Below are 13692 nucleotides of genomic sequence, written 5' to 3'. Positions count from 1 at the left end.
CGCGGGCAACTCGAGCAGCTCTGCCGTTCAGGGGGTGTCAGATGGTCTGTGTAAGGGGTGCTTATCACCTCGAAGGAGAACATCATGGAGACCATGGCTGTCAGTCCGGAGCGCGAGGAGCGTCGCCGGCGTCAGAAGGAGCTTGCTGATTCGTTGAAGGCGTCGGGCGCGATGGACGAGATCTTCGCGAAGATCGACGCGGGCGAGGCGCTCACGGGTGAGTATGGGCTGCTCGGGGGCATGCTCAAGGCCGCTTTGGAGCGGGGCCTTGAGACCGAGTTGACCGAGCATGTCGGTTACGAGCGGGGCGACGCGGAAGCGTCGTTGTATCCGAACTCCCGCAACGGCACGACCGTGAAGACCGTTTCGACGGAGGTCGGTGACATCGAACTGGCTGTCCCGCGGGACCGTAATGGGACGTTCACGCCGATGCTGGTCCCGAAGGGGCAGCGCCTGTCAACGTCGGCTGAAATCTGACCCCTTTTCGTCGGCGAAAGTTGACGTAGCCCCTCGTTCACGCTCCTCGAGCCAGTCCCGGCGGCTGCGCCCCTCACCCCGGAACGGGGTCTTGGTGTTGATCTCATCGACCTGGACGGCGACCGCGTCGTTCAGCTCGTCGAGGGACGTGAACAGCCGGTCGGCGAGGTAGTGGATCACCCAGTTCGTGACGACCTTCACCTCCGCCTCGACGTTGCCCTTCTCGCGGGGCCGGTAGGCGCGGGTCGGGACCGCGGCCGCCCGGTACTACTCGAGGAACTCCGCATACGACGCGTTCACATCACGGGCCCGTTCGGTCTTGCTGATCTGGTTCGACGCGGTCGGCGCGTTATCCGGGATGAGCACCCGCCACCGCAGCGCAACGCGGTCACAGTCGTACCCTCACGCCAAAATCGACAGCACGACCCCGGCAACGATGCCGACCAGACCAACCCAGCGGACCGATGAAAAATCGAGGCTAAGCTTGTCGTTTAACCTCTGGTTGAGGGTTTGCTGCTGAGTGCGGCGCGTCGTGGCGAGGGAGCGGCCGTCGTCTTCGATGCTTCTTGTTGTCTACGCAAGAGCTTCGAGAACGGCGGCCGCTTCAATGATTATCGACCAGGCGCTGCACGCATCGCTACCGGGGCGCGCCGGTGTGCTCGACGGTTTCCGGATCGGCTTGTACGAGTGCTTCGAGCGCCGGGCTGATGTGCTGTCCGAGCTCGTGGACGCGATCGCCTGCATGGCGGCTCCGGTGACGGATCTGGCCAGGCTGTCTCTGGATCCCGCGCATCGCCGCGGACATGGCGCTCTGTATGACGCGCTGGCATGCGGGGTGATCGACACCGATCGGCTGCGTGCGCTTGTCGCTTCGTGCCCCGTCCCGAAGATCGCCTCACCGGACGGGCGGGAACGGCTCGTGCTGGGCGTGGACGTGTCAGAACTGGCTGCGCCCGGACGCGGGCACCAGCCCGGGCCGGTCGTTCTGTCACACCTATGCGCGGGGGCGCGGTCAGGCGCATATGATCCCGGGCTGGCCGTACTCGTTCGTTGCCGCGCTTGAGGCGGGGGCGACATCGTGGACGGCTCTGCTGGACGCTGTCCGGCTGCGCCCTGCCGATGACCTCACCGCCGTCACCGCCGCGCAGTTGCGCGCCGTGATCGGCGAATTGGCGCGGGCCGGGCATCATCGCTGCGGTGATCCGGACATCCTGGTCGTCCTCGATGCCGGTTACGACACGGCCCGGCTGGCGTTCCTGCTCGCCGACGAAAAGGGGTCAAAATTCAGCCGACGTTGACACCCGGTCGTGCTGGTGGGCAGGATGCGTTCGGACCGAGTGTTCCACGCCCCGGCCGGACCACGCCGGGGCCCGACGAAGGGTCGCCCGCCACGCCACGGCGCCAAGCTGACACTCCGCGACACCGGCAGCTACCCGGAGCCCACCTTTGCCACTGCGAACGACACCTCAAGGTACGGGCGTGCGGAGGCGATCGCGTTCAGCCGGATGCACCCGAGGATCACCGGCCGCGGCGGCTGGGCCGGTCACGACGGGCCCCTCCCGATCATCGCCGGCACCGTGATCCGGTTGCAGGTCGAGCGCCTGCCCGGTGACCGCGACCCGAAACCAGTCTGGCTGTGGGCCTCGAAACCCGCGCCCGATCACGACGCCGAACTCGATCACTGGTGGTCGATGTATCTGCGCCGGTTCGACCTGGAGCACACCTTCCGATTCCTCAAGCAGACCCTCGGATGGACCCGCGCCCGGCTACGCGACCCGGAAGCCGCCGACCGGTGGACCGCTCTGCTCATCGCCACGCACACCCAACTCCGCCTCGCGCGCCCGATCGCCGCCGATCACCGGCTGCCCTGGCAGCGTCCCCTCTCCCCGGAGGAACTGACCCCCGGCAGAGTCCGAGCAGGCTACCGACGCATCCACGCGACAGCCGCCCGTCCCGCGCGCGCGCCGAAACCCTCCCGAGCAGGACCCGGGCGCCCCAAAGGCAGCCGAAACCACGTCAAAGCCGCCATCCAACCCGTCGGAAAACAGCCTTCACCAGGTTAAACGACAAGCTTAGTCGTCAGTGGCGCGCGGTTCGTCGCTCGCGCCGTCGGCTCGCTGCGTCTGCGGATTCGCCGGACTGGTCTGCAAACAAGTCTGCGGTGCTATCGGGAACCGTACTTGCCGCGTCCCCCTCAACCGACGCCGCCCGGTAGTACTTTCCTGTGTACTGGTAGCCGTAGTAGCTTGCGCCGGCACCCTTACGCGGCACACGGTTGAGCACAACGCCGAGAGCGCGTCCCCCCGCGCGATCGAGGTTCTGGTGAGCCTTCGCGAGAGCATCGACGGTTGTTCGGCCAACGGTCGCGACGACGAGCGCACCATCGGTCGCGTGAGAGAGGACCGCAGCGTCCGTCACAGGGATGAGCGGCGGGGCGTCTACGATGACGAAAGCGTGCTTGCTCAGTTCGGCGATGAGGTCCCGCATGCGCTGAGATCCGAGCAACTCGCTGGGGTTCGGGGGCACGCGACCAGACGCCAGGGCGATCAGCTTGCCCGCGGTGATCTGCTGCGCCACGTCGGAGAAGGTCGCTCGACCGGCGAGGACATCGGTAAGCCCGGCTTCGCCGACGAGTCCGAAGATGCTGGCGATCATCGGGCGCCGCAAGTCGCCGTCGATCAGCACCACCGGCTGCCCGTTTGACGCGAGAGTTATCGCTAGATTGGCCGCGATCGTTGACTTTCCTTCGCCGGGCAGTGAGCTGGTGATAACGATGGAACGCGGCGGATTGTCGACATCCATGTACTGGATATTGGTGCGCAGCTCACGGATAGCCTCAGAGACGGCGTACAAGTGCACGTACTTGCTGGACGACGAGTTCCCGCCGTCCAGTGGAATGAGTCGGCTCTCTTTCGTGAAGCTTCGCTCATCGGGAATCGCGCCGACCACGTTGAGTCCAGTCTCGCGTTCGACCGACTCCGCGGAACGGATTCGGCGATCGAACACGAACCGCAATACCGCGTATCCGATGCCGAGCGCGAGCCCGACGAGTCCGCCGATGATGAGCGCCAATCGAGTGTTCGGGGAGCTGGGGCTGGATGGCAGCTGTGCGGACTGGCCGGGAACTAGTTCGACTGTGGCGCCGATAGCGCCGTCGCTCGTCTCGAGCTTCTGCACCTCCGCTGCCATTCCGTCCAGCCATGCGCCCGCCAGTTCGCGTGCCTCTTCCGGGCTGGACGCGTCTGCGGTCACCTGAATAATGACCGTGTCGAGGGGTGAACTGACGCTGACCTGCTTGACGAGTGCTTCGGGAGTCGTGTCGAGGTCGAGGTCCGTGATGACGTGGTCGGCCACCGAGCGCCATTCACCTATGTCGACGAAGGACTTGACCTTCGATTTCGCAAGCGTGTCACCGAGGCTCGCGTTGCCGGCACCGCCGGAGTCCGCGTCGCGCACAGCAGACACATAGCCTGTGGCGTCAGCGGTGTAGATCCGGGGCTGGATGGCAGCCCAGCCCCAGGCCACGCTCACCCCGGCTAGCGTGAGGACAACGACCCCGATCCAGTGGGCGCGCAGCACGCGCAGATAGTCACGGAGTTCCATGGTCCCCACTCTCAGTTACTCGGTCGCCGCCGCCGAACTCAGAAAGCTCGTGTGCTCGAACCGAGAAGGTCGTTGTTCGAAAGCGACCGCACAGATGTGCATCCGGCACGCTTGCGCAATCATAGCGGTCCGCTCCTGGTAGGTCCCCCCGAACTTCGTTCGCTTGGCAAGATGTCGATGGCTCCTCACGGAAGCCGTCGTCAACTTCACGTCAGCTTTCCGCGCCGAAGACCCCACTTGACGCAAGCAACTCCTCCTTCAGGTCGCCCTTGGGGAAGATGGTGCAGGCGCCACCTACCGTGCAGTCGACTACTCTCCGTCCTGCGCTTTCCCAGGCGGAGCGCGCGAGCATGTAAGAATACTCGATGGCTTCGACATCCGGCGTGAGCAGTTTTGTTCCGGGGGGATAGTAGTCGGCCGAGAAGTGGAATCGGTCGGATCCTCTGATCACTTCCACCGTGCTCGGAGCGGTCGTCTTCGGAAAGGTGTGATCCATGCCGACGATGAGCACCTTGTCCCAGCCGAGATGGAATGCTGTTTCGAGTGCCCAAAAGGTGACGGTCGCGCCGTGGTGTGAGCTCAGCCCTAGCCTGGTTGCAAAACGCCACGTTCGACTGGATTGCAGGAAGGCCACTCCATCTCGACGCGAGAAATCCTTGCGGCCGTGCGTGTGAGCGATGATGGGGCAAGGAACTCGGGAGATCTCCTTGCCGAACTGGCTGAGGACCAGGGGGTCGTGGACGCACAAGATCGTGGGCGGCGTGGGGACGTGGCCTTCGAGCAGGTAACCCCTATTGAGGACGATATGGGGTCGGCCCGCAAGCAGAGCGAGGTCGGTGTTGGCGATGCTCGGTCCATTGCAGACGATGACCCCGGTCAGCCCGCGCTGACTATCGTGGAGTTCGTTGATGACTGCGGATGTTCGGCGGCCGTCTTCGGAGCGGCCGTAGGCGAAGTGACGCAAGGGAGCCGAGCAACGCGCCACCCAGGCCCGGGCGGTGTTCAGCGGCCTTCGCCAGAAACCGGAACCGTAATAGTCATCGCTGGCGAGCTTCGGCGGTCGCTTACCTTTTGGAGGGCGAGCGAAGACTGTATGCACTGGCGTTTTCCTGCTTCCGTTGCCGACATCACCATGAACGAGCCTAGCTGGTGCCGAACGACTTGTTGGCCGAGCGGATCGTCCGAAAGCTAACCGAGAGGACAAGTACTACGCGGAGTAGAAGACCCAAGTTCACCCCTCCAAGAGCACCCGCGGTACCACCAAAGCATGCACCCACGGCAACGAGCGGTAGCCCGACGACCATTCCCAGGGCCAGCGAGACGGTCGCGACGCTCAAGCGCCCGACCACAGGTAGGACTGCTTTTACGACAACCGCATCCAGGTAGGCGAGGGCGATCGAAGCCGCGACTAGTAGTGCGGTGAGCGTATCGACGGGAATCGTCCCGCTCCCGAGCGTGTGCACAAGCGGGCCGATCATGGGCCACAGGACAAGCAAACCCAGGACGGCGGAGGCAACGATGCAGACGAGAGCAAAGCTCAGCTGCTGCCGAGATTTGCGGACGGTCGGGACCCAAGCCTGGATTGCAGTGATGATCGGTGAGAGACCTGTGCCGATCTGGCGAGCGACCCGATCGTAGAGTGCGAAGGCCGGCTGGACACCAGGCGCAACGAGATACACGATGACTATGGGGGCACCCGCGTAGGCCATTGACAGGATTCCCGCGCTTAGGCCATGACGCCGAGACCAGAGCACACGAGACAGCCGTTCCGTCTCGGCCGATGCGGGGCGCGGGTTGCTTCGCAGGACCCACCAGTTCGCAATGGCCGCCGAGACGATCATGGAAACCGCTTGCATGCCGGCGCCGATGACCGCCGAGGCACCCATCAACATCATGACGATCCCGATCACGCTCAGGACAACCCGCGGGACAGTCTCGAGGAGAAGGTTGGCGTAGGGGCGGCGAATTCCCGCGAAGAACCAGAGCGGGGAGAGACCGCCAACCACACTAATTGTGCCGCCAATCATGACAGGGAGGGGGTCGCCGGGGTTCAGAGCAACGCCGAGCAGGAGCGCAAGCGCAATCGTCGGGACTAGGAGCAGGAGGCGCGCCTTCACGGAGTAGCGAAACTCCATCGCCCGTTCTGCGGTGCTGGCGTGAGCCACGCGAGCCGGTCCGTCAACGTTCCATCCCCAGCCGACGACGACGGAGAGGAATGCCGCGACGCTCTGCCCCAAGGCGATCTGCCCCCAGACATCAGCGCCGCTGGCGGAGATCATCACCGGAATCATGATGAGGGACAGCAGCGCGAGCAACAGCGTCGAGAAGGAGAACCCCAGCGCAAGACTCCCAGCGCCGCGTAGCGCGGAGGTCAGTCGGGAGAGGGGGTTCCCAGCGGGATGTGGGTCGGTCACGGGCGCCCCGGGTCACGCACGCTCGGACAGCATCTCGATGAACTCGCGCACCGCTCCCTGTCCGCCGGGTCTCGACAGAACGACATCAACTTGCCTCTTCACCGTGTCGACCGCGTCAGCCGGACACGCCGTGAGTCCGCAAACGCTCATCGCTTCGAGGTCGTTGAGGTCGTCTCCAACGTAGGCGATCTGTTTGAGGAGGATGTCGAGATCTGTGGCCAGCTCCTCTAGGTGCTTCGCCTTGTCGGCGACCCCTTGGTAGACGCGCTCGATCCCGAGTTCCGCGGCTCGGCGGATCACCACGTCTGATCGTCGTGCGGTGAGGATAACGGGAACGATGCCGATGCGCGGCAACAACTGTGCTATGCCGAATCCATCTTTCACGTTGAAGGCCTTGGTCTCCGTCCCAGCAGTGCCGAACGTGATACGGCCGTCGGTGAGAGTGCCGTCCACATCCATTACGAGCGCTCTGATGCGCGCGTCGCCCTTTTCCCCGCCAGCGCGGCGCGGAAAACTTCTCCGAACGAGACCGTGCGCGAGGAGTGCATTGGCAACTGCGAAATCGACCTCCTCATCAATATCGACGGCCTCGATCTCATCCACGGTCACCAGGAGTGCGCGGTCACCCACGCGGCGGCCGCTTTCGGTAAACACCTCGCGGCGAAACATGAAGTAGCCGCTCGTCTCGATGAACATAGGAGGAAGATCCTGAGTGCGTGGGATCCGTCGTGGATCGTAATTCAACGGCCTTCCATCCGACCAGTAGAAGTCTCGTGTCGGACGCACTGTGAGTGCTGAGTCGTAGCCTCCGCTCACCACACCGGTGATTCCGGCGCGGACGCTTGCGGTGGAGAGGAAGGGTGACGTGGCGTGGGCGAGGATATAGAGATCCGCATCAACTGCGGCGGTAAACGCGGAGAGGATGTCGTTCGAAGTCGTCTGCGCGGTGTCGAGCGTCGCGCTACGCCGAAGGAAGGTGGCTCCGTCTCGTTCGACCATCTCGGCGATGCTCTCGTCGCTGCAGTACACGACGACCTCGTCGATCTCCTCGACCTCGGCAAGCGTTCGCAACAGATGGGATGCCATGGGGATCCCATCGTGCATGAGCCGGGTGTTCTTACCTGGCGTGCGCTCGTTGTTGAGCTTCAGCGGCACGAGTGCGACTATCCTCACTTCTTCAGCACTCCGACCATTTCATCGCCATCGAAGACGAGAAGGGATGCAACGCCCGCCCGTTCCATCTTCAGCATGGCATCCTCGATGCGCGTGCCTGTCTGCACGGACAGCGGATCGCGGCTCATGATGCTCTCCGCGGTAAGTGCAAACACCTCCTTGCCGAAGCGGTCCAGCGCGCGTCGAAGGTCGCCATCGGTGATGATCGCCCACTCAGCACCCGATTTCGATACGGCGACTCCTAGGCCGGCGTCGGCGATGCGGCTCGCGATCGTCAAGAAGCTTGCCGTTGCCTCGACGATGGGTGGGGCGGTGGCCGACATCTCGTCTTCGACGCGGGCGAGGAGTCGGCGTCCGAGCGATCCTCCGGGGTGGTAGCGGGCAAAGTCGGCGGCGGTGAAGCCCCGCGCCTCCATGAGAGCGACGGCCAGCGCATCGCCCATTGCAAGTGCCCCGGTCGTCGAGGCAGTGGGGGCGAGTTGCAGTGGGCAGGCTTCTTGGGGTACTCGTACGTCGAGATGAAAGCGTGCCGCCTGCGCGATTGTGGAGTTGCGGTTTCCGGTCATAGCAATGAGGAGGTTCCCGTTGTCGCGAAGGTAAGGGAGCAGTCGGACGAGCTCGCCTGTCTCACCGGAATTGGAGATGGCAATGAAGACGTCCTCGGGTGTCACCATACCGAGGTCGCCGTGGTATGCCTCACCCGGGTGCATATAGAAGCTCGGCGTACCCGTGCTCATCAAGGTTGCTGAGATCTTGTGCGCGATGATGCCCGACTTTCCCATGCCGCAGACGATAACCCGGCCGGCGGCGTGCAGGAGTTCTTCGATGGCGTTGCTGAACTCGTCATCGACACGTTCGGAGATTCGCAGGATGGCGTCGGCTTCGATTCGTAGGACACGCTCGGCGGCCTCTCTTGCGTGTATAGCGCGCTGCTTGCGGTCCTTATCCGTTGGCGGCATAGTAGCTCTCCACGATGTGTCGTCGGTATCCGTACTCATCGCCATCCTTGTTCGCCACGTACTACGGTCATCTGAGACGCTTATGCGATCGAGAGCGGCGGGAACGACTTCACGACGCGGTCCACCGCGAGCATCTGCGATAGGAATGGATCGAGTAGCCCGAGCGGCAAAGCGCTCGGACCGTCGCACTTGGCGTGATCTGGGTCATGATGCGCCTCAACGAATAGGCCGGCGACGCCGACAGCCATGCCCGCCCTGGCCAACTCGGCAACTTGGCGCCGCCGCCCGCCAGAAGCGCCGCCACCTGGCTCGCGTCGTTGAAGGCTGTGGGTCACATCGAAGATGACCGGCAACTCGCCGGTGACCTCTCGCATCTCGCGGAAACCGAGCATATCGACCACCAGATTGTCGTAACCGAACTGGGATCCGCGCTCGCATAGGAGAATCCGCTCGTTCCCCGCGTCTTTGATCTTCGTGGTGATGTGCGCGATCTGGGCCGGACTGATGAATTGCGGCTTCTTGATATTGACAACCCGGCCAGTCTCCGCGATCGCGTACACGAGGTCTGTTTGCCGAGCAAGGAAGGCTGGAATCTGGAGGACGTCGGCGACCTCGGCTACGGGTGCCGCCTGCGCGATCTCGTGTACATCCGTGATAATCGGTACCGCGAACCGCTCTTTCACCGCTGCGAGAACGGCCAGACCCGCGTCGAGGCCCACACCACGATAGGAATTGAGTGAAGTGCGATTCGCCTTGTCGAAGGAGGCTTTGAATACCCAGGGTATCCCGAGTCGATCGGTTACCTCGCGGTACTTTTCGGCCGTTCGCAGTGTGGAATCGCGGTCTTCGATGACATTGATGCCGCCGAACAGCACGAATGGAGCGTCATTGGCGACCTCCACCCCGAATCCGACGTCGATACGCGGGGGGTTCTCGCTCACAGTTTTCCTCGTTTCCATGCGGAAGATCGGCCGTGGGGAATCACGCACCGGCTGAACAGGCCTGGGTATCCCGGAGGGTGGGGCTAGGCCGCGACGGGCGTATCGTTGCCCTGAACTAGAGCGTAGTTCAGTTCCTCGAACTTGATCGTACTGAGGCTCATCGAGTTGTGCGGCCGCCGCGTAGCGCCGCGCTGCTCGGCGACCGCGAGGGTTGCGGTACGCGTTGTCGCCGGTTAGTGGAACTCGAGCCCGTAACCTCTGCGGCTGACGAGTTCGAACGGAGCGCGAGCACAAGGAAGATGATGATTGCTGCGAACGCGGGCACCTGGGCGCCCAGCGGGCCCCGAAGAAGACCGAACATGCTGAAAGCGGCGACCGGAGCCAAGAGCGCCCACTTCGATCGAGGGTGCGTCAACCACTCGGAATCCAACCTTCCGGAAATCCACCCGAGCCATAGCATTCCCAGCGCCAAGCCGATGAGCCCGAACTGCAGGTAAAGCTCGGCGTGCAAGGGAAGTGACAGGTTGGTGAACGTGTAACCCGCGTCTTCGGCGACCCGCACGCTCGCGGGGATCGCCTTCCATTCCCAGAATGAACGGGGAACGAAGAACAGCGCGGACGACAGCAACTCGTTTCCCCACGTGTACCCGTGCGTCTCCACGAAGCGAAGCGTATTGACGACTTGCTGGAAACCGTCGAAGTCAGCGCCAGCGAAGGTGTCCTGTGTCACGTCGCCCAAAGAGGAGCCCGCGTACCGGAACGCATTGGCCAGGGGGTAGACCAGCAGGGTGCCGACGAGACCCCCGGCGAGGAAGAGGTATCCCGAGAAACGGCTACGCCACTCGAACAACTGAAGGGCGGCGCCGCCGATGGCGATCACAGCGATGAACCTCGTTTGCGAGACCGGGTTGGCGAAGAATGCGCACCCGGCAAGACCGAGGGCGAGATGGAACCACTGCGAAATGCCGACGCTCCTACCCTGCCATCGGGTGCTCTTTAGCCCAATAATCGCGAGGAGGAGAACGGCGATCGCCAACGACGATGGGAGAACGGTGTAGAGGGCGTACTCGACGCCGCCGACACTCGCCGAACCGATGCCAGCATTGTTGAGTGCCTCGGCACGTTCCGTCCGTGCCACGAAGTAGTTGGACATCCCCAGCACCCGGATGGCGTTGGCGCCTACGACGATCAGTGCCACCGAAAGTAGCCATTGTATGGGGGTCCGGACGGTCGAGTGCGTCGGGGGTCTTCTTCGAGTACGCTCGTTGCGTTGCCCAAGTCGGTTCCCGACCCAGAATGCGGCTGCCGCGAGCGCGGTGAGAGCGAGAGCGTGCCGCATCGCACCTGTGTCGCTCAGGATCGTGAGATCACCCCACGCGACTCTGCGAATGCTCATCTGCATGATCGGCCCGACGCCGAGCCATGCGAACGTGAAAATATAGAACGCGGCGGCGACCGGTCGTAGACCGGACGCCACCGACTGCAGGGCGCCTACGAGGGCGATTACGGCGACCGAACTCGCCAGAACGAGCGCAATGGTGTCGGGGACGTCGCGGACGAGGAACAGCACGACGGCCGCGGCCAGGAGGGCCAGCGGGAGCGCCCACACGCTCCGCGACGATTCCCAAGTCCGAGGCATGGGGTCAAGAGTACTGGCAGGCGACGTAAGTTCCCGTCCGCGGTTCATCGAAAGGCGCGCGATTGCGGGAAACATGAGCGATGTATCCTCCCGGTGTGAGCAGACTCAGCGCGTTGCGAACCGGATCGCCCCGTACTGTGGCCGATCTCTATGTGCGTGGACGCTCAAACAGTCTCAACCTCATCCGGTTGTTTCTGGCGTCGGCGGTTGTCGTCTTTCACACTTACGCGGCGGCGGGCATCACCTATCCAGGAGGGGGGATTCAGACCCTCATCGGCAACTTCCCAGTAAACGGGTTCTTCACCATCTCCGGCTTCCTGATCTATCAGAGTTGGGCGCGACGACCCCACGTCACATCCTTCCTGCTCGCGCGCGTAGTCCGCATCTACCCGGCCTTCTGGGCCTGCCTCGTCATCGTCGCGCTTGTCTTCGCGCCGATATCGGTGGCGATCCAGGGCCGTGATGCATTCGCCCAGGCTTTCTCCTGGGAGTCCCTCACATACGTGGTCAAGAACGTGAGCCTGGCTATGCTCCAGTGGGACATAGCAGGCACACCCGCGAACGTTCCCTATCCAGATGTTTGGAACGCCTCGCTCTGGACTCTCGCCTGGGAGTTTCTTTGTTACCTCGCGCTCATGGTGCTTGGCTTGTTTGGGATGACGAGCCGGAGATGGATCCTCCCGACCGCCTTTGGCTTCGCTGTGCTACTGAACGTCGTGTCGATGTTTCCCGCCATGTACGTCGAAGCGGTCGCGCGGACCGGCCGATTTTCCATTTTCTTCCTCGCCGGCGCCCTGGCTGCTCAGCACGCTCATCGGATCCCCGGATCATGGAGCGTCGCGGTGACCATGCTCGCGGTGACTGGGGCGAGCGCGTGGATTCCGAATGGCTGGAACATCGTGCAGGCGCCGACGGCGGCGATCGGCCTCATCATCTTGGGTGGCCTCTTTCAACCGTCGTGGGCACAATTGCGCAACGACATCTCGTACGGTGTGTACATCTTTGCTTTCCCCGTGCAGCAACTGCTGGCGGTCGCCGGGTTGGGATACCTCGGCGTGTTCGGCTTCTCCCTGCTCGCGCTCGCAATCACGGTGCCGTTCGCTGTAGCGAGCTGGTTCTTGGTTGAGAGGCCGGCTCTTGCGCTGCGCAAGCGCTCCCCGGTGCGTACTCGGGGCCGGGCGACCAGCGCTTCGCCAGAGGGTGCGTCCGCAGCTCCGTAGGGTCCGATGGGAGCCGGTCCCGTCTCGCCGACACTGAGTCCGTGGAGGGCTCATCGGATACAGTGCCTAGCAGACTGTCGCGTCTAGCTCCCATGCGGGAGCCGCCTCGACACAGCGGATGCGCGACGCGCACCCGAACGCGACACTAGATGAGTGAGTCCGATCGTCTTCAGTGGTCGTAGGCGATGAGGGATCGCTTGTTGGGTGCGTCGATGAGCCAGTTGTGCCAGATGCCGGCGGCGAGGGCGAGGAGTCTGGCGGCGACGCGGGAGTAGACACCGGCGATGGTGCGTCCGCCGTGGTGTTCGAGGGTGAGCTGGCCTTTGAGGGTGTCGAACACGGACTCGACCCATTGCCGGATGCCGCCGAGTTTCCCGAAACGCGGGTTCTCGTCTTTGCGGTCGGGGCGGATCAGGTGCGCGCCGAGGTCGTCGGTGACGAAGGTCTCGAACTCGCGGCCGGCGAACCCTTTATCGCCGACGATCACCTGACCGGGGTGGACGAGGTGCCGGTCGTGTCGGAGCAGCGCTTCGGTGACTTCTCGTTCTCCGACCTTCGGGTTCGCGAGCCCCCAGACCACGGGCATCCCCTCCGGGGTGCACAGCAGGTAGAGCCGGAATCCCCAGAAGTATCGGGAGTGGGATGCGCAGTACCCGTAGCCGGCGTGCCCGGCCAGGTCGGAGCGTTTCACGGTCTCCCTCGACGCGGCGCATGGCAGCGGGGTCGAGTCGACCAGTCGGGTGATCTCGCCCCAGGACGGGGTGTCGCGGGCCAGCTCGGTGATCACCGCGGACAGCAGTCCGGTGGACTGCCGGACGCGTTTACCCCATCCGGACTGGCGGGGCAGGTTCGGGAACATCCCGATGAAGTGCTTGCGCGCGTGCCGGATCCACTTGCGGTCTGACGCGATGCCGAGCAGGTGCTGCGCGACCAGCAGGCACAGCAACTCCACGTCGTTGAGCGCGGGCTTGCGGCCCGGCGAATGATCCCGGGTGAAGCCGATAGCCGGGAGGATCCGGTCATCGAGATGGACGTACAGTGTGATCAGGAGGGTGTTGAGTTCAGTTTTCACACACCGGGGTTAACACCCTCCGCCCCTCGTTAACAGCACCCACGCCGCGTCACCGCCGAACAGGCCAGGTTGCGTCCAATAGCGTGGTGTACGGATCCGGTGGCCGCGTCGCTGTGAACGTGGCGACGGTCACCGTGTGATCCTTCGAGAGAACTCTTCACATCCATCTCGAAAGGAACCACGACGATGACCGT

General features: G+C 63.7%; 13 protein-coding genes and 1 pseudogene. 5 read left to right on the top strand and 9 right to left on the bottom strand.

Annotated elements, in window-relative coordinates; translation table 11 throughout:
• Positions 1-93: 93 nt before the first annotated feature.
• Positions 94-453 (top strand): annotated as a pseudogene (locus tag WBP48_RS08460) (transposase); the annotation flags it as partial.
• Positions 454-456: 3 nt separating this feature from the next.
• Here WBP48_RS08460 and WBP48_RS08455 read toward each other — a convergent pair.
• The gene (locus WBP48_RS08455) at positions 457-678 is read right to left on the bottom strand and encodes a hypothetical protein (protein ID WP_424438924.1); all 222 of its coding nucleotides are present in this window, start codon (positions 676-678) and stop codon (positions 457-459) included.
• Between the two features lie 406 nt (positions 679-1084).
• Here WBP48_RS08455 and WBP48_RS08450 point away from each other — a divergent pair, with 406 nt between their 5' ends.
• Genes WBP48_RS08450 through WBP48_RS08440 form a run of 3 tightly spaced genes read left to right on the top strand, consistent with a single transcriptional unit; the run spans position 1085 to position 2540 of the window.
• Entirely contained in the window at positions 1085-1540 is a 456-nt protein-coding gene (locus WBP48_RS08450) for a transposase (protein ID WP_424438921.1), read from the top strand.
• Positions 1425-1775, top strand: a complete 351-nt coding sequence (locus WBP48_RS08445) for a transposase (protein ID WP_424438927.1) — start codon at positions 1425-1427, stop codon at positions 1773-1775. Before WBP48_RS08450 ends, WBP48_RS08445 begins: the two co-directional genes overlap by 116 nt.
• Before the next feature lie 24 nt (positions 1776-1799).
• The gene (locus WBP48_RS08440; protein WP_424438918.1) at positions 1800-2540 is read left to right on the top strand and encodes a hypothetical protein; all 741 of its coding nucleotides are present in this window, start codon (positions 1800-1802) and stop codon (positions 2538-2540) included.
• A 16-nt stretch (positions 2541-2556) separates the two neighbouring features.
• Here WBP48_RS08440 and WBP48_RS08435 read toward each other — a convergent pair whose 3' ends face one another.
• The 7 genes from WBP48_RS08435 to WBP48_RS08405 form a co-directional block, all read right to left on the bottom strand.
• Positions 2557-4080 carry a polysaccharide biosynthesis tyrosine autokinase gene (locus WBP48_RS08435; RefSeq protein WP_424438915.1) on the bottom strand — a complete coding sequence of 508 codons (1524 nt, stop codon included), beginning with the start codon at positions 4078-4080 and terminating at the stop codon, positions 2557-2559.
• 211 nt (positions 4081-4291) lie between these two features.
• Positions 4292-5179: a hypothetical protein gene (locus WBP48_RS08430; RefSeq protein WP_424438912.1), complete on the bottom strand. Its 888-nt coding sequence runs from the start codon at positions 5177-5179 to the stop codon at positions 4292-4294.
• Positions 5180-5222: 43 nt separating this feature from the next.
• Positions 5223-6494 carry a hypothetical protein gene (locus WBP48_RS08425; RefSeq protein ID WP_424438909.1) on the bottom strand — a complete coding sequence of 424 codons (1272 nt, stop codon included), beginning with the start codon at positions 6492-6494 and terminating at the stop codon, positions 5223-5225.
• A 12-nt stretch (positions 6495-6506) separates the two neighbouring features.
• A complete protein-coding gene (locus WBP48_RS08420) occupies positions 6507-7649 on the bottom strand; it encodes a cytidylyltransferase domain-containing protein (RefSeq protein ID WP_424438906.1) in 1143 nt (380 codons plus the stop codon).
• A gap of 14 nt (positions 7650-7663) precedes the next feature.
• Positions 7664-8671 (bottom strand): KpsF/GutQ family sugar-phosphate isomerase, encoded by a 1008-nt coding sequence (locus tag WBP48_RS08415; RefSeq protein WP_424438903.1) that lies wholly within the window; start codon positions 8669-8671, stop codon positions 7664-7666.
• Positions 8672-8706: 35 nt separating this feature from the next.
• Positions 8707-9585, bottom strand: a complete 879-nt coding sequence (gene kdsA, locus WBP48_RS08410) for a 3-deoxy-8-phosphooctulonate synthase (protein WP_424438900.1) — start codon at positions 9583-9585, stop codon at positions 8707-8709.
• 139 nt (positions 9586-9724) lie between these two features.
• Positions 9725-11206, bottom strand: coding sequence for a hypothetical protein (locus WBP48_RS08405; protein ID WP_424438897.1), 1482 nt, complete (start codon positions 11204-11206; stop codon positions 9725-9727).
• Positions 11207-11301: 95 nt separating this feature from the next.
• On the opposite strand from WBP48_RS08405, the gene WBP48_RS08400 reads away from it, so the two are divergent.
• Complete coding sequence (locus tag WBP48_RS08400) at positions 11302-12426, top strand: acyltransferase family protein (RefSeq protein ID WP_424438894.1); 1125 nt, start codon at positions 11302-11304, stop codon at positions 12424-12426.
• 169 nt (positions 12427-12595) lie between these two features.
• Here WBP48_RS08400 and WBP48_RS08395 read toward each other — a convergent pair whose 3' ends face one another.
• Positions 12596-13498: an IS982 family transposase gene (locus WBP48_RS08395; protein WP_424438891.1), complete on the bottom strand. Its 903-nt coding sequence runs from the start codon at positions 13496-13498 to the stop codon at positions 12596-12598.
• Positions 13499-13692: the final 194 nt, after the last annotated feature.

Source organism: Microbacterium sp. (genome assembly GCF_049661145.1).
Classification (GTDB): domain Bacteria; phylum Actinomycetota; class Actinomycetes; order Actinomycetales; family Microbacteriaceae; genus Microbacterium.
This window is presented reverse-complemented; position numbering and strand designations above follow the sequence as displayed.